Origin of the sequence: Bradyrhizobium sp. AC87j1 (genome assembly GCF_002936975.1) — a bacterium.
In the GTDB taxonomy this organism is placed as follows: Bacteria; Pseudomonadota; Alphaproteobacteria; order Rhizobiales; family Xanthobacteraceae; genus Bradyrhizobium; species Bradyrhizobium shewense.
This window is the reverse complement of record NZ_PTFE01000038.1, coordinates 35,483-57,987: the sequence shown is the minus strand read 5'-3', so window position 1 is coordinate 57,987 and position 22,505 is coordinate 35,483. Positions and strand designations below refer to the sequence as shown.

Below are 22,505 nucleotides of genomic sequence, written 5' to 3'. Positions count from 1 at the left end.
CGATGGAACCGGACACCGTACTGATTGATCTCGCGCTTCAAGGCGGCGGTTCGCATGGCGCCTTCACCTGGGGCGTGCTCGATCGCCTGCTGGAAGAGAAGCGGCTTACGATCGCCGCGATCTCCGGGACTTCCGCGGGCGCGATGAACGCAGCGGTGCTGGCGGATGGGTGGACGGCCGGTGGCGCCGAGGGTGCGCGTGACGCGCTCGAACAATACTGGCGCCGCGTTTCGAAGGCGGCGGCCTTCAGCCCGCTCCAGCGCTCGCCGCTCGACCGGCTGATGGGGCGCTGGACGCTCGATACGTCGCCGGCCTACATCCTGACCGACCTGATGTCGCGGGTGCTGTCCCCCTACGACCTCAATCCGACCGGCTACAATCCGCTGCATGCGGTGCTGGCTGAGAGCATCGATTTCGAGCGCCTCGCGCGCTCGCCGATCAAGCTGTTCATCACTGCGACGCGGGTGCGCACCGGGCGAGGACGCATCTTCCGCAACGCGGAGATCACGGTTGACGTGTTGCTCGCGTCGGCCTGCCTGCCAACCATGTTCCGCGCGATCGAGATCGACGGCGAACCGTATTGGGATGGCGGCTATGCCGGCAACCCGACCATCACACCGCTCATTCGCGAAAGCGACGCGCACGACACCATCCTGGTGCAGATCAATCCGACTGAAAAGCCGGAAGAGCCGCGGACGGCTGCGGAGATACTCAATCGGCTGAACGAGATTTCGTTCAACTCGCCGCTGATGAAGGAGTTGCGTATGATCGCGTTGCTGCGTCAGGCGGCCGACCCGGGAAGCGGCGAGGGCGCGCGCTGGGCGAAGATGCGGACCCACCGCGTCAAGAGCGACATGCTCGCGAAGTTCGGTGCCTCGTCCAAGCTCAACGCCGAATGGGAGTTCGTCTCGATGCTGCACGGCGAAGGACGTCGGGCGGCCGAAACGTTCCTCGACGAGCACGGCCCGGATATCGGTCGGCGCTCGACCGCCGATCTCGACATCCTGCTGTCGGAGTGCTGAGACGTGGGGCTTCTCGGCATTCTCGTCGGGCTCGGCCTTCTCGTCCTATTCGCCTTTCGCGGCTGGAGCGTTCTCCTGCTGGCGCCGTTCGCCGCGCTCGTCGCGGCGCTGTTCGGCGGCGAGCCGCTGCTTGCGAACCTGACGCAGATCTTCATGGTGAATGCTGCTGCATTCCTGGCGCAGTTCTTCCCGATCTTTCTGCTTGGCGCCGTCTTCGGGAAACTGATGGACGACAGCGGGGCGGTCGCGTCGGTTGCCACCTTCATGGCGAGACGTCTCGGCGAGCGCTGCGTGATCCTGGCGGTCGTGCTCGCCGGTGCGATGGTCACCTATGGCGGCGTCAGCCTGTTCGTCGCGTTCTTCGTGATCGTCCCTATGGCCCGCTCGCTGTTTCGTGCCGCCGCGATTCCGCGGCGATTGATTCCGGCCGCGATCGTGCTGGGCACGTCGACCTTCACGATGTCGGCCTTGCCGGGCACGCCATCGATCCAGAACGCGATCCCGATGCCGTTCTTCGGCACGACGCCGTTTGCCGCGCCCGGACTCGGCATCATCGCCTCCCTGATCATGGTTGGCGCGGGATTGTGGTGGTTGCGCCGCGCCGAAGCCGCCGCTCGCCGTGCGGGGGAAGGCTATGGCGAGGACATGGAGGGTGCAGCCGAACGTGCCGTCGACGACGAACTGGTCCGCGAATACGCGACCACCGCACGAGAATTCGATCCGGCCGAGATCCGGCATGGACGGCGCGGTGAAATGTCTGCTCCGGTAGTGAGTGCCATCCTGCCGCTGGCCGTCGTCGTGGCTGTCAATCTCGTGATGTCGCTCCTGGTGTTGCCGCGGCTCGATGTCTCTTATCTGAGCGAGCAGCGCTTCGGCGGTACATCGTTGGCGGCGGTCGCTGGTGTGTGGTCGGTCAGCACCGCGCTGGGTGCTGCCATCGTCACGACCATCTTTCTCAATTGGGCCCGGCTTCCGTCACTGCGGCAGACCATGGACGCCGGTGCCAATGCATCGGTTCTGCCGGCGCTCAGCGTCGCCAGCCTCGTCGGATTCGGCGCGGTCATCGCGGCGCTGCCGGCTTTCGAAACGGTGCGCGACTGGGTGCTTGCGATCGAAGGTGGCCCGTTGGTCTCGCTCGCGGTTGCGACCAATATTCTGGCCGCGCTGACCGGCTCAGCATCCGGCGGCTTGACGATCGCGCTCGACGCGCTCGGCCAGACCTATGTCGAGATTGCCGCGCGCAACGGCATCGACCTTGCGCTGATGCATCGCGTCGCGGTGATCGGTTCGGGGACGCTGGACATCCTGCCGCACAACGGTGCGGTGGTCAGCCTGCTCGCGATCTGCGGCCTGACCCATCGCGACAGCTATCTCGACATTGTGATGGTGGGCATCGTGACGTCGCTATTGGCGCTGGTGGCCGTGATCGCCTTGGGGAGCGCGCTCGGATCATTCTGATGGCGGCTCGGCGTGAGCGATTGACGGGAGGACGAAGGTTGCATTGAATGCGGCCAGCCGTCGACGCAACAAGCGAGAATGCCGGGTGGAAACGATGACGCGAAAGAAAGCGAAGCTGTGTGCGTTGCTTGTAAGTTCGATGGCAATACTGGGGACGGGCACGGCGTCGGCGGCAACGCTGGCAGAAGACGCCGGTGCGGTCTGCAAGAGTCTCGTTGGTGGCGCCGCCGCCGTGAAGATCGACTCCGCAGCCTTGCAGACGCCGTCGCCGATCGCCGTCGCCGAACGCGGGCCGACGCCGTCAGGGCGCATCACGCCAGCCAATCCAGCGTTCTGCAAGGTGCTCGGCCATATCGATCCTGTCGATCCCAAGGCGCCGCCGATCAAGTTTCAGGTCAACCTTCCCGTCGAATGGAACGGCCGCTCGCTGCAATATGGTGGCGGCGGTTTCAACGGCGTGCTGATCACCGGTCTTGCGCTGCCGCCGGCCTATCCGTTCGACAAGCCGTCGCCACTGGCGCGCGGCTTTGTTACCTACGGCACCGATTCGGGCCACGAGACCAAGCAAGGCGAGCCGCCGCAGGTGTTTGCGCTGAACGATGAAGCCTTCGAGAATTTTGCTCACCGCGCCTACAAGAAGGTGCGCGATGTGGCCGTTGGGCTGATGGAGCGCGCCTACGGCAAGAAGCCAAGGATGTATTTCATGGGTTCGTCCGAGGGCGGCCGTGAAGGCCTGACCATGGCGCAGCGCTACCCCGAGGATTTCGACGGCATCTTCGCACGCGTGCCCGTGATCAACTGGGTCGGCCTGCAGCATGCCGGCACGCGCTCGGGTCTCGTCACCATGGGAGCGGGCTGGATCAATCCGGCGCAGGTCAAGCTCGTCGGCGATGCCGTGCGGGCGGCCTGTGACAAGGCCGACGGCTCCGACGATGCGCTGGTGCAGGACCCCGTCGCCTGCAAGGCGGCATTCAAGGTCGAGACGCTGCGCTGCGCGGCTGGCCACAGCGGTGATCAGTGCCTGACCGATGCGCAGATCAAGGCGATCGATACCTTGCACGGGGCCTACAAATTCCCGTTCGCGCTCGCCAACGGTCTCGACGACTATCCCGGCTGGGGTGTGTCGGGTGAGGATACGCCGGCGATCGGCCCGACCGGCGGCTGGGTGGCGTGGTGGCTCGGCACCGCGCCGCCGGCGCAACCGCCAGCGCCCAACAATGGCATCGCCTGGATCTACGGCGCCGGCGGCATTCAATATGTCTTCGCGCGCGATCCCGAGCTCGATGTCACCACCTACAAGGTTGAGGAGCACAAGGCGCGGCTGCTCGAGGTTTCGAAGCTGATGGATTCGACCGATCCCGATCTCAGCCGCTTCCGCGCCCGCGGCGGCCGTCTGATCATCCTCGAGCACATGGCCGACTACGCGCAGAGCCCCTATGCCGGCATCCGCTATTTCGAGAGCGTCGAGCGCAAGCTCGGCAAGACCGAGACGGCGGAGTTCGCGCGGCTCTACACCGCACCCGGCGTGGATCATGTCGGCTCCGGCGCACCGGCCAATGTCGATATGCTGAGCGTGCTGGTCGACTGGGTCGAGAAAGGCAAGGCGCCCGGCGACCTCGAAGTCAGCGAGCCGAAGGTCGAGGCGCCCTCATTCGCGACGCTGCGCGCGCTGCCGCTGTGCCGCTGGCCGGCCTGGCCGCACTACAAGACGGGTGCGGTGACGGAGGCGTCGAGCTTCACCTGCGCGCCGTAACGGGGTGGCCCGTTTGACAACAAGCTTGCGCCCGGCTATCTATTTCGCATGCGAAATAAACCGGCCGACGCGCGGCATCACCGGCTGATCTACCTGCTGAGCGTCGCGCAGCGCCGCTTGCAGCGCTGGATGGCGGCGCGGCCGGAGAACGAGGTGACGCCGGCGCAGGCCGGGCTGTTGTTCATCCTCGGCAAGCAGGACGGCGTTCTGATGGGCGAGGCGGGCGCGGCGCTCGATCTGGGGCCGGCCGGCATTTCCGGCCTCGTCGATCGCACGGAGGCGGCGAAGTTGATCGAGCGGCGGGCCGATCGCGAGGACGGCCGCGCCTGGCGCATCTGGCTGACGCCGAAGGGGCGGATCGCGCTGGCGCAAGCAAAGGCAGGCGCGGCAGAGGTCAACGCCGCGCTGACGGACGGATTCACGGCTGCGGAGATCGACATCGTCGCGCGCTGGCTGACGAGCATTCAGGACAAGTTTCCAAGATCTTCAGAAACAAGACATTCAGACGAATAAAAGGAGAGACCGATGACAGAGTACGTCCGGATCGAGAACAATGGCGGAATTCTCACCCTCACGCTGGCGCGTCCCGACAAGAAGAACGCGCTGACCGATGCGATGTACGGCAAGCTTGCTGACAGCATCGAATCGGCCGAGTTCGATCCGTCCGCCCGCGTAATCCTGATCCGCGGCGAGGGCGACATGTTCACCGCCGGCAACGACGTCGGCGAATTCGCCGCGGTCGCAGCCGGCAAGTCCGAAGGCAGCCGTAACGTCGTGCGCTTCATCCAGTCGCTGGCCCGCTGCACCCGGCCGCTGGTCGCCGCCGTGCAGGGCCGCGCCGTCGGCGTCGGCACCACGATGCTGCTGCATTGCGACCTCGTCGTGCTCGCCGACAACGCGCAATTGTCGACGCCCTTCGTCAGCCTCGCATTGGTGCCGGAGGCCGCATCGAGCCTGCTGATGCCGGCGCGTATCGGCCATGCCCGTGCCTACGAGATGTTCGCGCTGGGCGAGACCGTGCCGGCGAAGGCCGCGCTGGAATGGGGCCTCGCCAACCGCGTGGTGCCGCTCGACAAGCTCGATGCCGAGGCGCTTGCGCTGGCGCAGCGTCTTGCCCGCCAGCCGGCCGGCGCGCTTACCGCCACCAAGAAGCTGATGCGCAACGGCGAAGCACTGGTCGCGCAGATGCAGGCCGAAGGCGAGCAGTTCGCGCAGCGCCTGCGCACCGCCGAGGCGCGCGAGGCATTTACGGCTTTTGCCGAGCGCCGTCCGCCCGATTTCACCAAGGTCGCGTGAGGGACGCAGCCTGCAGGAGGCGCGGCGGGCACAACCGCAGGTATTTGATTAAAGTCTTAACCAAACCTTGGCATGTCGCGATGCAAGGTGGCCGCTCGTGAAGAGTAGGCCCCGACCCATGGCAATGTTTAAGAAATCGGTAAGCTCGCTTCTCCTGACGCTGATGGCCCTCCTTGCTGCCGGCGCGCTGGCCTCGACGGCGTTCCAGATGGCGGGGGCTTTTGGCCGCTACAGCGAGAGTCTCGAGACGGAACGTCTCGCGAATGCCGACAAGGCGATCTTCCACGGCGTGCTCGCGCTGCGTAACAATCGCGGCGATGCTCAGAGCGCGCTGCTTGGCGAGGACGATCCGCGCGCCAAGCTCGGTGCCGCCGAGAAGGCCGAGCAGGCCGGCTATGATTCCATCGTCGCAGCGCTCTCGACCGTCGACTTCGCCCGCCGCGACGAGCTCGCAAGCACGCTGAAGCAGCGCTGGAGCGAGGCCGCCCCGAAATTCCAGCTGTTCTACGACGAGGCCAAGCACCCGCGTGCCGAGCGCAAGATGGAGCGCACCGCACCCTGGTACGGTGCCGTCACCAAGGTGATCGATACCGCCAACCTGGCGTCCACCGCGGTGTCGAACCGCGCCTGGATGAACGACCCCTTCATCGCACGCATGATCCAGGCCCGCCGCCTTGCCTGGCAGGTGCGCGACCGTTACGGCATCCAGTGCTCGACGCTGCGTCCGAACGTCAATGCCAGCAAGCCGCTCGACGAGACCCAGAAGCAGACCGTGGCGAGCTGGAACGGCATCGTTACCGCCGGCTGGACCGGGATGGAAGAGCTGCTGGCTGCGCCCGACGTGACGGCCGACCTCGTCAATGCGGCGAAGGAGGCGCGGGCCAAGACCGACGGCGTGCTCAAGCAGATCGGCGATCTCACCCGGAATTTCGACGGCAGCGGCAAGCCGGCGATGCCCCCCGCGGAATGGAACGCGCTGTGCCAGTCGCCCTTTGCGCCCATCGTCGCAGTCGCCAACAAGGCCCTCGACCAGTCGATCGCGCGTGCAGAGATGGTTCAGGCGAAAGCCCTTACCAACCTCATCGTACAGTCGCTCGCCTTCCTGCTCGCGCTCGCAGTGACCATGGCCGGCGTATACGTGGTGCGCAATCGTCTGATGCGCCCGGTGCGCGCCATTCTCGACGCCATCGCCCGCATCAGCGCGCGCGACTATGCGACGCCGGTGCCGCAATCCCGGCATCCCGACGAATTCGGCACCATGGCCGCGGCGCTCGAAAGCCTGCGCGAGAGCGCGGCGACAGCCGAGCGCCTGGGCCGGGAGCGCGAATCGCAGCAGGCCTTGCAGCTGGCCCGCTCCGGTACCGTCGACGAAGCCTGCCGCAGTTTTGATGACACCGTGCAGGCGGTGATCCACAGCGTTGTGGCCTCGACGCGGGAGCTCGATGACACCGCAACCGGCGTGCGCTCGCTGGTGTCGGAATCGAGCAGCCAGACCGCGGCGGTCTCCTCCGCCGCCGAGCAGGCCACCAACAATCTCGAGACCATCGCGGCGGCAACCGAGGAGCTCTCCGCATCCGTCGGCGAGATCTCCGCGCAGGTGCAGTCGAGCGCCCGCGAGGCCCGCGAAGCCGTGTCGCAGGCCGAGCAGACCAACGCGACGGTCGAGATCCTCGATCAGACCGCAAGCCGCATCGGCGAAGTCGTGAAGATGATCAACGCCATCGCCGGCCAAACCAACCTTCTGGCATTGAATGCCACCATCGAAGCCGCGCGCGCCGGTGAAGCGGGCCGGGGCTTTGCCGTGGTCGCGGGCGAGGTCAAGAACCTCGCCGCACAGACGGCGACAGCGACGGAAGAGATCTCGCGTCAGGTCGAGGAGATCCAGGGCGCCACCGGCCAGGCCGTGACCGCCATCCGCGCCATCGGCGGCGCCATCAGCGGCATCGACGAGAAGATGACGGCGATTGCCGCCGCCGTCGAGCAGCAGCGCGCGGCCACCACCGAGATCTCGCGCAACTTCCAGCAGGCTGCGCAAGGTACCCGAGAGGTCACCGACACCATCGGCAGCGTCGCCAGGCTCAATCAGGAGACCGGCAACGCCGGCACGGTATTGTCGGAGTCCGTCAAGAAGATGTCGGTCGACGCCGACCGCCTCCGCGTCGCGGTCGAGGGCTTTTTGGGCGCGGTCAAGACCGCGTAGTTTCGCCTCATTCTTCCAACCTGACGTCGTGCGTTCGGCATTGCCGCCGGTCCGTGCGGCGGGTACATCTGTGCCGCCTCGCTCCGTGAGCGCAGCGCCAGACGTAAGACAGATCAGGGATGGAGAATTCGATGCCGGTCACCCCACACAAGGCCCAGCGCCCCTATCGCGGCGTGTTCCCGGTCGCGCCCACCATCTTCGACGAGCGCGGCGAGCTCGACCTCGAGGGCCAGCGCCGCTGCATCGATTTCATGATCGATGCCGGCTCGAACGGCCTCTGCATTCTCGCCAATTTCTCCGAGCAGTTCGTGCTCACCGATGCCGAGCGCGAAACCGTGATGCATGCGGTGCTGGAGCACGTCGCGGGCCGGGTTCCCGTGATCGTGACCACCACGCATTTCAGCTCGGCCGTTTGCGCCGCGCGCAGCCAGCAGGCCGAAGCCGCCGGCGCCGCCATGGTGATGGTGATGCCGCCCTATCACGGCGCGACCTTCCGCGTCCCTGAGAAGGGGATCGTCGAATTCTTCAAGGTGCTCTCGGGCGCCATCACCATTCCGATCATGATCCAGGACGCGCCGGTCGCGGGCACGCCGCTGTCGGTCGAGCTGCTGGCGCGGCTGGCGCGCGACTTCGCCAACATCCGCTATTTCAAGATCGAGGTGCCGGGCGCGGCGTCAAAGCTCCGCAGCCTGATCGAGGCGGGCGGCAAGGACATCGAAGGCCCCTGGGACGGCGAGGAGGCGATCACGCTGCTCGCCGATCTCGACGCCGGCGCCACCGGCGCGATGACCGGCGGCGGCTATCCCGACGGCATCCGCCAGATCGTCGATCCCTATTTCGCCGGCGATCGCGAGAAGGCGAAGGCGGCCTATGAGCGCTGGCTGCCGCTGATTAATTACGAGAACCGCCAATGCGGCCTGATCGCCTGCAAGGCGATGATGCAGGCCGGCGGCGTGATCAAGTCGGAGGCGGTGCGCCATCCGCTCCAGCCGCTGCATCCGGCCACGCGCGCGGGCCTGCTGGAACTCGCCAAGGAGCGCGACGCGCTGGCGCTGCGGTGGGGGAAGTAACGGTACCAAACACTCAGTGTCGTCCCGGACAAGCGCGCCTCAAGCGCGCGTAGATCCGGGACCCATAGCCACAGAGAGAAGTTTGGCGAAGACTCGGAGTTGGCAGCTCGCTTGATAACCAATCCCTGGGATTATGGGTCCCCGCGTTCGCGGGGACCACATCGAGTGTGAGGCCCGCCCTCCAACCTCACTCGCCAGCTTCCCAGTTGGCTGACGGCGTCGAATTAGCGCGATTCGGGCCGTTTCCGGCAGCCCGGCGATGAAGTAGTATACGTTCGCCAATCGGGCCCCGCGGAGCATCTTGAGACATCGCGTAACACCTCTTCATAATGCCGTTATCCCGAGCCAGGTTGGCGCGAACCGACAGAACAGGGAGGCAGTGCCATGACGATGAGGCCGGACCCCACCTTTCACGCATCGCCCAGGCTTGCGATGGAAGCACCTGCGGAGAACTTTGCCTACACGTTGCTGCTCAGTCCGGATTTCTCGAAGCCGGATGCTCTCGCGGTCATCGACGTCAAGCCGGGATCGCCGACCTACAGCCAGATCGTCCACACCGTGACGATGCCCAACAAGGGCGACGAATTTCATCACTTCGGCTGGAATGCCTGCTCCTCCGCTCTGTCGCCGCTCGCCGGACATGCCTTCATCGAGCGGCGCTATCTCATAATCCCCGGAATCCGTTCGTCGCGGATCTACATCATCGATACCAAGCCAGATCCGACCAAAGCCAAGATCCACAAGATCATCGAGCCCGAGGAAATCTTCAAGAAGACCGGCTACTCGCGGCCGCATACCATCCATTGCGGGCCGGACGGCATTTACGTGAGCACGCTCGGCGGCGGCGGCAAGGACGGCACCAACGGACCTCCAGGCGTCTTCATCATGGATTGCGAGACGTTCGAGGTCCTCGGACGATGGGAGATCGACCGTGGCCCGCAGACGCTGCATTATGACTTCTGGTGGAATCTGCCGCGCGATTACATGGTGACGAGCGAATGGGCGTTGCCGCCGCAGTTCGAGAACGGGATCGTCCCGGAGGATCTGCTGTCGAATAAATACGGCCATCGTCTTCACTTCTGGGATCTCCGCGCCCGGCGCAATGTGCAGACCATCGACCTTGGCGCCAATCATCAGATGGCGCTGGAGGTGCGGCCCGCGCACGATCCGGTTCGCGAATACGGTTTCGTGGGCGTTGTGGTTGACACCACCAATCTCGAAGCATCGATCTGGACCTGGTGGCGCGAAGGCGGGAAATTCCATGCCGAGAAGACGGCAACGATCCCGCCCGAACCCGCGCCAAAGGAGAAACTCCCGCCGCTGCTGCAGGGATTTGGCGCCGTGCCACCGCTGGTGACCGACATCGACCTGTCGATGGATGACCGGTTTCTCTACGTCTCGTGCTGGGGCACCGGTGAAATGCGCCAGTACGACGTCAGCGATCCCAGAAAGCCGAAGCTTGCGGGCTCGGTCCACATCGGCGGCATCGCACGCCGTACAGCGCATCCGAATGGCAAGGCCTTTGCGGCCGGCCCGCAAATGGTCGAGATCAGCCGCGACGGCAGGCGCGTGTACTGGACCAATTCGCTCTATTCCACCTGGGACGACCAGTTCTATCCCGATGGGGTTCCGGGTGCGGAAGTCATGGCCAATGTCGGTCGCAACGGCGGCCTCGAGCTCGACAAGGACTATTTCGTGAGCTTCCCGGACGGCTATCGTGCGCACCAGATCAGGCTGGAGGGCGGCGATTGTTCGACGGACTCCTTTTGCTACCCGTCGGTCTAGATTGGGGGCACGCGAGCCCGGCGCTTGGCTGGCTGTGGCTCGCTCTTGTCGCGAGCGGCCTCTATCACGGAGTCAATCCGGGGATGGGATGGCCGCTCGCCGTTTCCGCCGGGCTCATGGACAAGAGCCCATCCGCACTCTTCCGTGCGCTGTGGGCCCTGTCGGCCGGGCATCTCCTGGCAACATTTCTCGTGCTGCTGCCGTTCGCGTTCCTGCTCGTGCTGGTCGAGTGGCAGCGTTCGATCCAGATTGGCGCGAGCCTTCTCGTCATCGGCTTCGGCGTTTATCGCCTGATCGCGCGGCGTCATCCCCGTGGGCTGGCACGAATTCCGCCGACGCAATTGGCACTCTGGTCGTTTGCCGTCGCCATTGCTCACGGCGCCGCCTTGATGCTCGTGCCGATCTATCTCGGGCTCTGCCAGGCCTTCGAATTCGATGCCGGCCATGAGGCGGCGGGCGCGTTGATGAAGACAAGTCTTTTTAAGACAAGTCTTGGGATGGCGGTGCTGGTGTCCCTGGTGCACGTCGCCGCCATGGTCGGCGCCGGCGGATGTCTGGCGTGGCTGGTCTACCGCCATCTGGGATTGAAGTTCGTCTCGCGAAGCTGGTTCAATCTGGATGCCGTTTGGGCGACCAGCCTCGTTCTGGTTGGGGCGGTGGCGCTCGCCTTGAATCTTGCGAGCTGGCGCTGAGGTCTATCGCGCCAGAGGCCACTCGTCGACGATGTGGAATCTTGCCGACGCATCATCCTGCCGAAATAGCGCGATGCGGTCGATCGCCAGCGTCTCGATCCCCAGCGCCGCAAACCGCGTCCGCAGCATCTCCAGGATCGGCCCGCGCCGCTCGGCATCCAGCCGCCCGGTCAGAGTCATGTGGAAGCGGAATTCTTCCATCACGTAAGGATAACCCCAGCGGTCGAGATAGTCGCGCTGCCGCTCGTTCAGCTTCTCGGGTTTGCGCCGCGCGCGGTCCTCCGCCGACAGCGCGGCGCGGAAGGAATCGAAATCGCGGACGCAATCGGCGGCGAGCTGCTGGAGCGCCTCGACCGGCTCGGCCGGAATGACGGCGATGAAGCCGCTGATGGAATCGACCACCGGCAGGATCACAGGAAGTGGCCGCGGCCTGCCGGCGAATGCGGCGCAGGCGGCCATCAGTTCCGCTTCGGACCCGCCCGGCGCGAGCGCCATCGGCGCCTTCAGCGTGGCGTGAAAGCCGTATTTGCGGGGATCGGCGCTGACATTGCGCCAGTCCGGCGCGACATGCAGCGCATCATGCGGGAACGGCAATTCGTTGCCGGTGCAGGCATCGTAGCCGAGCAACTCGGCGCCGAAGCGGGACAGCGCGCTGTCACTGCCTGCGGCAAAATAGATCGCGTAGCGGGGAAAACCTGTCATCGTCCGAACATAACCAATTTATGCCGCGACGACAGCCTCGCGCGGCGTCGCCACAGCAGTGAGCAGCCGGGTCGCATCGGTGAGGTGCACGAGCTTTCCGCCCGATATCACCGCGATCAGCCGCGGCCGCAGCTTCACGCTGTCGTCGACCAGCAGAATGTCGGCGCGGCGTCCTTCCGCAAGCACGCCGCGATCGGCAAGGCCGGTGGCGCGCGCCGGGCCGGCGGAGACCAGATTCCAGGCTTCCGTCAGCGGCAGCACGCCGTCGGCGGCGAGGCGGAACGCTGCGAGCAGCTGCGCGGGATAATAATAGTCGGACGCCAGCACCGAGCAGAGCCCCTTAGCGATCATGTCGGAGGCCCTGGTCCAGCCGGTGTGGCTGCCGCCGCGCACGACGTTCGGCGCGCCGTAGACGATGGCATCGCCGTGGCTTGCTGCCGCCCGTGCCGTCTCCTCGTTGATCGGAAACTCCGCGATGTCAGCGCCGAGCTCGCGAAACTCCTGGCGCATCGCCGGCGTCGCATCGTCGTGCGAGAGCATCCGCACCTGGGCCGCGCGCGCTGCGGCGGCCAGCCGCGCAACTGAAGCCGGCACCTCGGCGGCGCGCGAGACCACGCGTTCGACCAGCCGATCGAATTCCTCAGCTGAAAGCCCCGTGCGCTCGACCATACGGTTGCGCTTGCGCGGCTTGGCCATGTCGGCGACGGTGCCGTCCATGTGGTCGTTGAAAGCGAACAGATCGACGCGGCCCTCGGTGAGCCACTCGCTGATCTCGGCCTCGGCGTCGTGATTGTAGGTCTCGTGCCGGAGATGGAAGCGGGTGTCGGCGGCAAATTGCGGACGCTGCCGCTCGATTGCCTCCATCAGGCCGCGCGCGTTGTCGGCGCTGCGCAGGCCCGGTTCCCACGAGCAGGTCGTGGCGTGAAACACCGTGGTGATGCCGTTGCTGATCGCCTGGCGATCGCTGTCGGCGAGCGCGACGTCGATAGGGAAGTCGACGCCGGCGCGCGGCATCATCTGCCGCTCGAAGGCATCGCCATGCAGATCGACGATGCCGGGGAGCACCAGCAGGTTGCGTGAATCGATTATCAGCCGCGCCCGGCCCCGTGAGGCATCGACCTGCGCGATGTCCTGTCCCGACACCGCCAATGACGTTTCGACGAGTTCGGTGCCGATCAGGGCCCGGCCGCCTTCAAGGAAAATGTCTGTCACGCGACCGCGTTTCGTTTGCTGGTAAGGGATCTGGTCTGGGGAGTCGCCCGTGCTTCGTATGTCGCGAGAAAATCTTCAATCCCGAGCTTGCGGAAATCGGGCAGCGCTTCGCGCAATTTGTCGTGATCCCAGTCCCACCAGGCGAGCCGCGCGAGCCTTCCGGCGATCTCTTCCGAAAACCGCCGCCGCACGATGCGGGCCGGATTGCCGGCGACGATGGTGTAGGCCGGCACGTCCTTGGTGACGATGGCGCCGGCCGCGATCACCGCGCCGGTGCCGATATTGCGGCCCGGCAGCACGATCGCGCCGTGGCCGATCCAGACATCGTGGCCGATATGGACGTGATGCTGGCGCCTCCAGTCGAAGAACTCGGCGTCGTCGCTCTCGCCCTCGAAGTAGGCGCTGGAGCGATAGGTGAAATGCGCCTGGGTCGCGCGGTGCATCGGATGATTGCCGGGATTGATGCGCGTCATCGCCGCGATCGAGCAGAATTTTCCGATGGTAGTGTAGGTGATCTGGGAATCGTTCACGACATAAGAGTAATCGCCCATCGCGACGTCGTGCAGGATGGTGCGCGCGCCGACCTCGGTATAGGCGCCGAGCCTGGTCTCGTGCAGCTTGGCCGAGGGGTCGATGGTCGGCTGGACCGAGAGAATCTTGACGGCCATGTTGCATCCGAAGCGGGAGGGCGGGCGTTCCTCTTCGAGCGGCTTGATGACGATGTCATGACACGGCGATGACAGGGGATGAGGTGTGTAGGATCGCCGCACTGCAACGGCTGTGTCACACAAGTGTCAAGCGCGGGCGTTAGCGGTTGGCTCCAGCTAATCTGGAGTCCTGCATGCTGGTGGTGGAAGGTCTGACGTGTCGCTTCGGCGCGAAAGCCGCAGTGGACGACGCTTCGTTTCAAGTCTCCCCCGGCGGCTTCGTCGGTGTGATCGGACGGTCCGGCGCCGGCAAGTCGACGCTGCTGCGAACCATCAATCGTCTCGCGACGCCGACGCAGGGCCACATCCTGTTCGACGGCATCGACGTCACCGCGCTGCGCGGCAAGGAGCTGCGGCAATGGCGGGCGCGGTCGGCCATGATCTTCCAGCAATTCAACCTGGTCGGCCGGCTCGATGTCCTCACCAACGTCCTGATGGGACGCCTTGCGACGATGCCGGCCTGGCGCTCGCTGTCGCAAGTGTGGCCCGAGCAGGACAAGGCCCTGGCGATGTCGGCACTCGAACAGTTCGACATCGCATCGCTCGCCGCCCAGCGTGCCGACCAGCTCTCAGGCGGCCAGCAGCAGCGCGTCGCGATCGCGCGTGCGCTGGTGCAGCAGCCCGACATCATCCTCGCCGACGAGCCGATCGCATCGCTCGATCCGCGCAACACCAAGATCGTGATGGATGCGCTGCTGCGCATCAACAAGCATTTCGGCATCACCGTGCTCTGCAATCTGCATTCGCTCGATCTCGCCCGGAGCTATTGCGACCGCCTGATCGGCATGGCGGCGGGGCGCGTCGTGTTTGACGGCGCACCGGCCGCACTGACCGACCACGTCGCGCGCGAGCTTTACGATCTCGAAGCCGCCGACGTCATGGGCGCCATGCCTGTCCCGTCGCCCGAGGGCGTGCCGGCGCTCGGAACGGCCGCGGCGGCCTGAAGCGCCACCTGTTTTGTTGTCAGTTTTGCGTCAACCGACCCCAACCGATGAAGAGGGTATCATGATCACTCGCAGATTAATTCTCGCCGGCGCCGCCGCGCTCGCGTTCACGGCCTCCGCCTCCGCCGACGATTGGAAGGCGAAATATCCCGAGCTGACCTTTGCGGTCGTCCCGGCCGAGAACGCCTCCGGCGTCACCGAGCGCTGGGCGCCTTTCGTGAACTATCTCTCCAAGGAATTGGGCGTGAAGGTCACGCTGCGCATCGCCAACGACTACGCCGCCGTCATCGAGGGCCAGCGCGCCGGCAACATCCACATCGCCAGCTACGGCTCGGCCTCGTTCGCCCGCGCCCGCCTGACCGGCGTCAAGTCCGACGCCTTCGCCAACGACATCAACGCCGACGGCTCGACCGGCTATTACTCGGTGTTCTTCGTCAAAGCGAGCAGCGCCTACAAGAGCGTCGACCAGCTCAAGGGCAAGAACCTCGGCCTCGTCGATCCGAACTCGACCTCCGGCAACAATGTGCCGCGCTTCGAGCTGGACAAGATGGGCATCCCCGATGCCGACGGCTATTTCAGCAAGGTCGTCTTCACCGGCAGCCACGAGAACGCGATGCTGGCGCTGTCGCAGGGCACGGTCGACGTTGCCGCCAACCAGTGGACCAGCGACGACGATTCCACGCTGGCGCAGATGCTGACCAAGGGCATGCTGAAGAATGCCGACGGCTCGGCGATGAAGAAGGACGACTTCCGTATCATCCATAAGTCGGCGCCGATCATCAATGGCCCCTATGCCTACAATTCCGACCTGCCGGAAGACGCCAAGGCCGCTATCGCCAAGGCGTTCTTCGACGCGCCGGCCAAGGACAAGGCCGCGTTCGACCGCCTCTCCGACGGCCAGAAGAAGGGCTTTCATCCCGCCACCACCAAGGACTGGGATGGCACGATCGAGCTGATCAAGTTCGTCGATGCGCTGCGTAAAAAGAAGGCGTCCTGATCTCAGGGCGATGTAACTGGAGCCGGGTCCATGGACCCGGCCCTTTCTTTGACGGAACTTATCTCAGGCCGATGACAACAGCGGTTTCGATCCTCCCCGAGCAGCAGCTTGCCGTGCTCAACGCCGCCTATCGCCAGGCGGTCGGGCGCAGGCGGCTCCGCCTGCTGTTGGGGATCGCGGTCTTCGCCGCCGCGCTGGTTCTCGCGGGAATCGGCGCGGAAGTGAATCTGCGCACGCTGTTCACCTATTTCGGCAATTTCGTCAGCTATTTCGACCGCATCCTCACGCTCGACAACGGCCAGCGCGTCTGGACCGATGTCGGCGAGTGGCTCTGGGGCTGGCGCAAATGGCTGAAGATGCTGGGCGAGACGCTGCTGATCTCCTATGTCGGCACGCTGATCGGCGCGACCTTGGCATTTTGCCTGAACTTCTTCGCCGCTGAAAACACGTCGCCCGCACCCTGGCTGCGCTTCGTCGTCCGGCGCCTGCTCGAGTTCGCCCGCACCGTTCCGGGCATCGTCTTCGCGCTGATCTTCGTGATCGCCTTCGGGCTCGGACCGATGGCGGGCGTGCTCGCGATCGCGATCCACTCCACCGGCGCGCTCGGAAAGCTGTTCTCGGAAATCGTCGAGAACGCCGACATGAAGCCGGTCGAAGGCATTCGCTCGACCGGCGCGAGCTGGCTGTCCTGCATGCGGTTCGCCGTCGTGCCGCAGGTGACCGCGGGCTATGCCAGCTATGCACTGCTGCGCTTCGAGATCAACGTCCGTGAAGCCTCCGTGATGGGCTTCGTCGGTGCCGGCGGCATCGGCCAGGAGCTCGTCGTCGCGATCCGAAAATTCTACTACTCAGACGTCAGCGCGATCCTGCTGACCATCATCGTCACCGTGTTCATCATCGACATCAGCACCGGCTGGCTGCGCGGCCGTCTGTTCGGCAAGGAGGCGCGGACGTGACGAGGCGGCAAGCGGTCGACACGCGAGAGCTTCGTGCGCGCTATCCCGATGTGTTCGACCGTCCGGCCTCGGCGCGGCTTGCCACACCGGCGATGATCGTCGCGGCGTTCGCGATCCTCATTTACGGCCTGGTCGATCTCGACTTCTCGCCGTCGCGCTTCTTCGCAGGCCTCAGCCAGCTCGGCTGGATCACCTTGATGATGATCCCGCCTGACCCCGGATCGTCGCTCCCGATCTATCTGAAGGCGCTCGGCGAGACGCTGTCGATCGCGCTGCTCGGCACGACGCTGGCGGCGGTATTCGCGCTTCCGGTCAGCCTGCTCGCGGCGCGCAACGTGGTGCCGTCGAAGCTGTTGCGCTTTCCCGTCCGCCGCGTCCTGGATTCGATCCGCGGCGTCGACACGCTGATCTGGGCGCTGGTGTGGATCAACGTCGTCGGGCTTGGCCCGTTCGCCGGCGTGCTCGCCATTGCGGTGTCGGATTTCGGCGCCTTCGGAAAGCTGTTCTCGGAGGCGATCGAGGCCGCCGACCAGAAGCAGGTCGAGGGCATCCGCGCCTCCGGCGGCAGCCCGCTGCACGAGATCCGCTTCGGCCTGTTGCCGCAGGTCCTGCCCGTGATCGCCGGGCAGGTGCTCTATTTCATCGAATCCAACACCCGCTCGGCCACCATCATCGGCATCGTCGGCGCCGGCGGCATTGGCCTCCAACTCGCCGAGCAGATCCGCGTGCTGGAATGGCAGAAGGTGTCGTTCCTGATCCTGATGATCCTGGTCGCGGTCGCCGCGATCGATTTCATCTCGGGCAAGCTGCGCTTTGCGATCATTGGGCGAAGGGCTGTCGCCTGATCACAGGTGCCGCAGGGTGGGCAAAGCGCAGCGTGCCCACCATTTTTAACAATCGAGAAAGATCGTGGGCACGGCGCGAAGTGCGCCTTTGCCCACCCTACGGCTCCGGTTTCTTGGAGAGAGCCCCTTACGACTCCACCAGAAACTCCACGCGCTCCGCCGCAAAGCGCGAATGCTTGGTCACCAGCGGCTTGCCCTGCAGATCGTGGTCGGTCGCATCGACCACCAGGATCGGCCGTCCGAGCGCGAGATCGAGCCGGGCCGCGTCGGTGGCGTCGACTATACCGGCGGTGATCCGGGTCGCGCCGCGGCGATAGTCGCGGACGCCGTAATGTTCCAGCAGCTTCGTCATCGAGCGCGTCGCCGCGAACACGGCGCCGGCACCCGGAAACAATTCCGCAGACAGCCAGGTGGTGGAGACGCAGATCGGCGTGCGGTCGGCAAGGCGAATCGCCTCGATCCGCACCAGCGGCGCGCCGGCCTTCAGGCCGAGCTCGCGTGCCAGCTCACGGGTCGCGACATCGTCCGTCGCCTCGATCAACTGCCCGCGCGGCTCGCGGCCGCCGGCGCCGACGATCTCGGAGAAGCGGGTGCGCGAGCGCAAGGGATAGGCGAGCTTCTGCGCTTCGACATAAGTTCCGCTGCCGCGCTCGGCGCGCACGAGGCCGCGCTCGGCAAGGGCCGCCAGCGCGCGCCGCACGGTGTGGCGGTTCACCCGATAGGTTTCGGCGATCTCCATCTCGCCCGGCAATTTGTCGCCAGCCGCGAAACGGCCGTCGGCGATGCCGCGCTCGATGCCGTCGGCAACGAGGCGCCATAGCGCGACGCCAGACGACGCAGTGTCTTGCATGCTCATATCGCCGGCCAGCCTAGCCCAGAAATCACAGCTTTGTCACGAAACAGTCATGGCGCTCCCGTATGAAGTTGTCTATTATAATAGACAACTTCGATGCGGCAAGTTCTGTCAAAGGTTCGGTGGATCAGGTGACCCAGCACAACAACCAGCAAGCCCAGCGCCAGGCCGCCATGGCCGTGCTGGCGCACGCGGAGGCGGGCGAGATCGCCGCCCGCCTCCGCAACTTGGCTGTCCCGGCCCATCAGGATTTGCGCGCGCCCGAAAACGGCCTCGTCATGCTGCGCGGCCGGGTCGGTGGCGACGGCGCGCCGTTCAATCTCGGTGAAGCCACGGTGTCGCGCGCCGCGGTCCGGCTGGCGAGCGGCGAGGTCGGCTTCGGCTACACGCTCGGGCGCGACGGTGAGAAGGCGCGGCTGATCGCGCTGTGCGATGCGCTGGTGCAGTCGAGGGATTTCGGCGGAGCGGTGGAGCGGGACGTTATCGCCCCGTTGCGTGAGCAGCTTATGGCTGGCCGCGCGCAGGCAGCGGCCGAGACCGCTGCAACGAAGGTTGATTTCTACACCATGGTGCGCGGTGAGGGGTGAGATCATGACCACGATTGCGGAACTGCCGCCGGGCTTCGCCGACAAGGTGCTGTCGGCGCAATCGACCTTTCGCTCGGTCATGGACGCGATGGCGCGGCCCGGGTCGGTCCAGCGCATCGTGCCGGGCGCGGGGACGCCCGACAGGATGATGCGCGGCACGGCCGCGATCGCGCTGACGCTGTTCGACCACGACACGCCGCTCTGGCTCGACGCGCGGATGTCGGAGAGCCCGGACGTGGTGAAATGGCTGAAGTTCCACACCGGCGCGCCGGTGGTGCAGGATTCCTCCATCGCGAGTTTTGCGCTGATCAGTGACGGCGGTGCGCTGCCGCCGCTCGAACGCTTCGCGCTCGGGACCAGCGAATATCCGGATCGGTCCACCACGGTGATCTTCCAGGTCGATAGCCTCGACGCAGGGCGCAGTTTCGAGCTGCGTGGCCCCGGCATCGACGGCGTCGCCATGCTCAATGCCGCGATCAGACCTTTCGATTTGTTCGAGCGTCTGCGTGTCAACGAGGCGCTGTTTCCGCGCGGCACCGATGTGGTGCTGGTCGCCGATGACGCCGTGGTCGCGATCCCTCGCACCACGCGTATCGTGAGCAAGGGAAGCTAGAAGCATGTATGTCGCAGTCAAAGGCGGCGAACGCGCCATCGAGAACGCCCATCGCCTGCTCGCAGATAAGCGGCGCGGCGACCGAGGCGTTCCGGAGGTCACGCTCGACCAGATCTCGGAACAGCTTGGGCTCGCCGTCGACCGCGTCATGAGCGAAGGCTCGCTCTATGACCGCGAGCTCGCGGCGCTCGCGATCAAGCAGGCGCGCGGCGATCTGATCGAGGCGATCTTCCTGGTTCGCGCCTTCCGCGCCACGATGCCGCGTTTCGGCGCGAGCGAGCCGGTCGACACCGGTGCGATGCGCGTGCAGCGGCGGGTGTCCTCGACCTTCAAGGACATTCCCGGCGGGCAGATCCTCGGACCGACCTTCGACTATACCCACCGCCTGCTCGATCCCGCGCTCGCCGAAGGCTTCGTGCCGGAGGCGCCCGCAACGGCGGAAGCGTCAACGGCGCCGACCCCGCGCGTGACCGACATTCTCGGTCGCGACGGGCTGATCGAATCCTCGCCGCAGGCCGAGGACGGCGCCAGCGTCGGCGATCTCACCCGCGAGCCGCTGAACTTCCCGGCGGATCGTGATTTGCGCCTGCAAAACCTGGCGCGCGGCGACGAAGGTTTCCTGCTGGCGATGGGCTATTCCACCCAGCGCGGCTATGGCCGCAACCATCCTTTCGCCGGCGAGATTCGCTTCGGCGAGGTCGAGGTGGAATTTTCGGCGGAAGACGTCGGCTTCGCCGTGCCGCTCGGCTCGATTGAGCTCACCGAGTGCCAGATGGTCAACCAGTTCAAGGGCTCCGCGACCGAAGCGCCATGCTTCACCCGCGGCTATGGCCTCGCCTTCGGCCAGAGCGAGCGCAAGACCATGTCGATGGCCCTGGTCGACCGCGCGCTGCGCGCCCGCGAGCTCGGCGAGGAGGCACTCGCCCCGGCGCAAGATGAAGAATTCGTGATGTCGCATTCGGACAACGTCCAGGCCACCGGCTTCGTCGAGCATCTGAAGCTGCCGCATTACGTCGACTTCCAGTCCGAGCTCGGCCTGCTCCGCAAGCTGCGCAAGGAATTCACTGACGCCCAGGCGCCTGACGCCATGAAGGAGGCCGCGGAATGAACGCGCCTGCCTACAACTTCGCCTATCTCGACGAGCAGACCAAGCGGATGATCCGCCGCGCGATCCTGAAGGCGATCGCTATTCCCGGCTATCAGGTGCCGTTCGCCAGCCGCGAGATGCCGATGCCCTATGGCTGGGGCACCGGTGGCGTGCAGGTCACAGCTGCGATCCTCGGCCCCGCCGACGTGCTGAAGGTGATCGATCAAGGCTCCGACGACACCACCAACGCGATCTCGATCCGAAAATTCTTCGCCAAGACCGCCGGCGTTGCCACCACGACGGCGACGGAGGAGGCGACCGTGATCCAGACCCGTCACCGCATCCCGGAGGCGACGCTGCACGCAAACCAGGTGCTGGTCTATCAGGTGCCGATCCCGGAGCCGTTGCGTTTCCTCGAGCCGCGCGAGACCGAGACGCGGCGCATGCATGCGCTGGCCGAATACGGCCTGATGCATGTGAAGCTCTATGAGGACATCGCCCGCTTCGGCCACATCGCCACCGCCTACGCCTATCCGGTCAAGGTCAACGCGCGCTACGTGATGGATCCGTCGCCGACGCCGAAATTCGACAATCCCAAGATGGACAATTGCCCGGCGCTGCAGCTGTTCGGCGCCGGCCGCGAGAAGCGCATCTATGCGATCCCGCCTTACACGAAGGTGGTGTCGCTCGATTTCGAGGACCATCCGTTCGAGCCCTATCGCTTCAACGCGCCCTGCGCGCTGTGCGGCGCGGAGAATTCCTATCTCGACGAGATCGTCACCGACGACAAGGGCGGACGGATGTTCGTGTGCTCGGACACCGACTATTGCGAGAGCCGCCAGGCCGCCGGCCATCACGGCAGCCTCAGCGCCGCGCCGTACAAGGAGAAGGCGCAAGGAGGCACCAATGGTTGACCAGGCCGCGCTCGAAAACGACCAGCCGCTGCTGGTCGCGACCTCCCTCAGCAAATCCTTCGGCCGCATCGCCGCGTGCCGCGACGTCTCCTTCGCACTCTATCCCGGCGAGGTGCTGGCGATCGTCGGCGAATCAGGTTCGGGCAAGTCGACGCTGCTTCAACTCCTGTCGGGCCAGCTCGCGGCCAGCGGCGGCCATGTGTCCTATCGGATGCGCGACGGTGTCGCCCGCGATCTCGCCTCGCTCGGCGAAGCCGAGCGGCGCTTCCTGTACCGCACCGACTGGGGTTTTGTGCATCAGGATCCCGCCCAGGGCCTGCGCATGGCGGTCTCGGCCGGCGCCAATGTCGGCGAGCGGCTGATGGCGGTGGGCTGGAATCACTATGGCCGCATCCGCGAGACCGCGTCCGACTGGCTGACCCGTGTCGAGATCGACACCGCCCGCATCGACGATGCACCGCGCACCTATTCCGGCGGCATGCGCCAGCGCCTCCAGATCGCGCGCAACCTCGTCACCGAGCCGCGGCTGGTGTTCATGGACGAGCCGACCGGCGGCCTCGACGTGTCCGTGCAGGCGCGGCTGCTCGACCTGCTGCGCAGCCTCGTCGCCGAGCTGAACCTCGCCGTCATCATCGTCACCCACGATCTTGCGGTGGCACGATTGCTGTCGCACCGCGTGATGGTGATGAAGGGCGGCCGCGTCATCGAAACCGGTCTCACCGACCAGGTGCTCGACGATCCGCGCGAGCCCTATACGCAACTCCTCGTCTCCTCGATCCTGCCGCCATGAACCTTTCAATATGAGTTTTCCA

General features: G+C 65.6%; 22 protein-coding genes. 18 read left to right on the top strand and 4 right to left on the bottom strand.

Annotated features, from left to right (window positions below):
• Window positions 1–2: 2 nt before the first annotated feature.
• The 9 genes from CV770_RS20575 to CV770_RS20535 all read left to right on the top strand — a co-directional run bounded on the left by CV770_RS20575 (window position 3) and on the right by CV770_RS20535 (window position 11,276).
• The gene (locus tag CV770_RS20575) at window positions 3–1,022 is read left to right on the top strand and encodes a patatin-like phospholipase family protein (RefSeq protein ID WP_104463603.1); all 1,020 of its coding nucleotides are present in this window, start codon (window positions 3–5) and stop codon (window positions 1,020–1,022) included.
• A gap of 3 nt (window positions 1,023–1,025) precedes the next feature.
• On the top strand, window positions 1,026–2,480 hold the full coding sequence (locus CV770_RS20570; RefSeq protein ID WP_104463602.1) for a GntP family permease: 1,455 nt from the start codon (window positions 1,026–1,028) through the stop codon (window positions 2,478–2,480).
• Window positions 2,481–2,619: 139 nt separating this feature from the next.
• Complete coding sequence (locus tag CV770_RS20565; RefSeq protein WP_502693606.1) at window positions 2,620–4,233, top strand: tannase/feruloyl esterase family alpha/beta hydrolase; 1,614 nt, start codon at window positions 2,620–2,622, stop codon at window positions 4,231–4,233.
• 48 nt (window positions 4,234–4,281) lie between these two features.
• Window positions 4,282–4,746, top strand: a complete 465-nt coding sequence (locus tag CV770_RS20560) for a MarR family winged helix-turn-helix transcriptional regulator (protein WP_104463600.1) — start codon at window positions 4,282–4,284, stop codon at window positions 4,744–4,746.
• 12 nt (window positions 4,747–4,758) lie between these two features.
• The gene (locus tag CV770_RS20555) at window positions 4,759–5,529 is read left to right on the top strand and encodes an enoyl-CoA hydratase (RefSeq protein ID WP_104463599.1); all 771 of its coding nucleotides are present in this window, start codon (window positions 4,759–4,761) and stop codon (window positions 5,527–5,529) included.
• 118 nt (window positions 5,530–5,647) lie between these two features.
• Window positions 5,648–7,729, top strand: coding sequence for a methyl-accepting chemotaxis protein (locus tag CV770_RS20550; protein WP_104463598.1), 2,082 nt, complete (start codon window positions 5,648–5,650; stop codon window positions 7,727–7,729).
• Window positions 7,730–7,860: 131 nt separating this feature from the next.
• On the top strand, window positions 7,861–8,799 hold the full coding sequence (locus CV770_RS20545; protein WP_104463616.1) for a dihydrodipicolinate synthase family protein: 939 nt from the start codon (window positions 7,861–7,863) through the stop codon (window positions 8,797–8,799).
• 384 nt (window positions 8,800–9,183) lie between these two features.
• Window positions 9,184–10,584: a selenium-binding protein SBP56-related protein gene (locus CV770_RS20540; protein ID WP_104463597.1), complete on the top strand. Its 1,401-nt coding sequence runs from the start codon at window positions 9,184–9,186 to the stop codon at window positions 10,582–10,584.
• An 83-nt stretch (window positions 10,585–10,667) separates the two neighbouring features.
• Window positions 10,668–11,276 carry a hypothetical protein gene (locus tag CV770_RS20535; RefSeq protein ID WP_091955618.1) on the top strand — a complete coding sequence of 203 codons (609 nt, stop codon included), beginning with the start codon at window positions 10,668–10,670 and terminating at the stop codon, window positions 11,274–11,276.
• A gap of 3 nt (window positions 11,277–11,279) precedes the next feature.
• On the opposite strand, the gene CV770_RS20530 is transcribed toward CV770_RS20535, so the two are convergent.
• From CV770_RS20530 to CV770_RS20520, 3 genes are read right to left on the bottom strand one after another with little or no spacing between them, the layout of a single operon-like run.
• Complete coding sequence (locus CV770_RS20530) at window positions 11,280–11,978, bottom strand: DUF1045 domain-containing protein (protein ID WP_104463596.1); 699 nt, start codon at window positions 11,976–11,978, stop codon at window positions 11,280–11,282.
• A gap of 18 nt (window positions 11,979–11,996) precedes the next feature.
• Window positions 11,997–13,190: an alpha-D-ribose 1-methylphosphonate 5-triphosphate diphosphatase gene (locus CV770_RS20525; protein ID WP_104463595.1), complete on the bottom strand. Its 1,194-nt coding sequence runs from the start codon at window positions 13,188–13,190 to the stop codon at window positions 11,997–11,999.
• Window positions 13,187–13,858, bottom strand: a complete 672-nt coding sequence (locus CV770_RS20520; protein ID WP_201759943.1) for a transferase hexapeptide repeat family protein — start codon at window positions 13,856–13,858, stop codon at window positions 13,187–13,189. Before CV770_RS20520 ends, CV770_RS20525 begins: the two co-directional genes overlap by 4 nt.
• Before the next feature lie 173 nt (window positions 13,859–14,031).
• Here CV770_RS20520 and phnC point away from each other — a divergent pair, with 173 nt between their 5' ends.
• The 4 genes from phnC to phnE (CV770_RS20500) all read left to right on the top strand — a co-directional run bounded on the left by phnC (window position 14,032) and on the right by phnE (CV770_RS20500) (window position 17,639).
• Window positions 14,032–14,841: a phosphonate ABC transporter ATP-binding protein gene (phnC, locus tag CV770_RS20515; RefSeq protein WP_104463593.1), complete on the top strand. Its 810-nt coding sequence runs from the start codon at window positions 14,032–14,034 to the stop codon at window positions 14,839–14,841.
• 61 nt (window positions 14,842–14,902) lie between these two features.
• On the top strand, window positions 14,903–15,838 hold the full coding sequence (gene phnD, locus CV770_RS20510) for a phosphonate ABC transporter substrate-binding protein (protein WP_104463592.1): 936 nt from the start codon (window positions 14,903–14,905) through the stop codon (window positions 15,836–15,838).
• A 71-nt stretch (window positions 15,839–15,909) separates the two neighbouring features.
• The gene (gene phnE, locus CV770_RS20505) at window positions 15,910–16,794 is read left to right on the top strand and encodes a phosphonate ABC transporter, permease protein PhnE (protein WP_091955628.1); all 885 of its coding nucleotides are present in this window, start codon (window positions 15,910–15,912) and stop codon (window positions 16,792–16,794) included.
• The gene (phnE, locus tag CV770_RS20500; RefSeq protein WP_104463591.1) at window positions 16,791–17,639 is read left to right on the top strand and encodes a phosphonate ABC transporter, permease protein PhnE; all 849 of its coding nucleotides are present in this window, start codon (window positions 16,791–16,793) and stop codon (window positions 17,637–17,639) included. Before phnE (CV770_RS20505) ends, phnE (CV770_RS20500) begins: the two co-directional genes overlap by 4 nt.
• A 127-nt stretch (window positions 17,640–17,766) precedes the next feature.
• Here the strand turns inward: phnE (CV770_RS20500) and phnF are convergent, their stop codons facing one another.
• The gene (phnF, locus tag CV770_RS20495) at window positions 17,767–18,495 is read right to left on the bottom strand and encodes a phosphonate metabolism transcriptional regulator PhnF (RefSeq protein WP_104463590.1); all 729 of its coding nucleotides are present in this window, start codon (window positions 18,493–18,495) and stop codon (window positions 17,767–17,769) included.
• Between the two features lie 119 nt (window positions 18,496–18,614).
• On the opposite strand from phnF, the gene phnG reads away from it, so the two are divergent.
• The 5 genes from phnG to phnK are packed head-to-tail and all read left to right on the top strand — an operon-like array spanning window position 18,615 to window position 22,483.
• Window positions 18,615–19,079 (top strand): phosphonate C-P lyase system protein PhnG, encoded by a 465-nt coding sequence (gene phnG, locus CV770_RS20490; RefSeq protein ID WP_165637212.1) that lies wholly within the window; start codon window positions 18,615–18,617, stop codon window positions 19,077–19,079.
• A gap of 4 nt (window positions 19,080–19,083) precedes the next feature.
• Window positions 19,084–19,692: a phosphonate C-P lyase system protein PhnH gene (gene phnH, locus CV770_RS20485; protein ID WP_165637213.1), complete on the top strand. Its 609-nt coding sequence runs from the start codon at window positions 19,084–19,086 to the stop codon at window positions 19,690–19,692.
• 4 nt (window positions 19,693–19,696) lie between these two features.
• The gene (locus tag CV770_RS20480) at window positions 19,697–20,800 is read left to right on the top strand and encodes a carbon-phosphorus lyase complex subunit (RefSeq protein ID WP_104463589.1); all 1,104 of its coding nucleotides are present in this window, start codon (window positions 19,697–19,699) and stop codon (window positions 20,798–20,800) included.
• Window positions 20,797–21,693, top strand: a complete 897-nt coding sequence (locus CV770_RS20475; RefSeq protein ID WP_104463588.1) for an alpha-D-ribose 1-methylphosphonate 5-phosphate C-P-lyase PhnJ — start codon at window positions 20,797–20,799, stop codon at window positions 21,691–21,693. Before CV770_RS20480 ends, CV770_RS20475 begins: the two co-directional genes overlap by 4 nt.
• Window positions 21,686–22,483 carry a phosphonate C-P lyase system protein PhnK gene (gene phnK, locus CV770_RS20470; RefSeq protein WP_104463587.1) on the top strand — a complete coding sequence of 266 codons (798 nt, stop codon included), beginning with the start codon at window positions 21,686–21,688 and terminating at the stop codon, window positions 22,481–22,483. Before CV770_RS20475 ends, phnK begins: the two co-directional genes overlap by 8 nt.
• The last annotated feature ends 22 nt before the right edge of the window (window positions 22,484–22,505 follow it).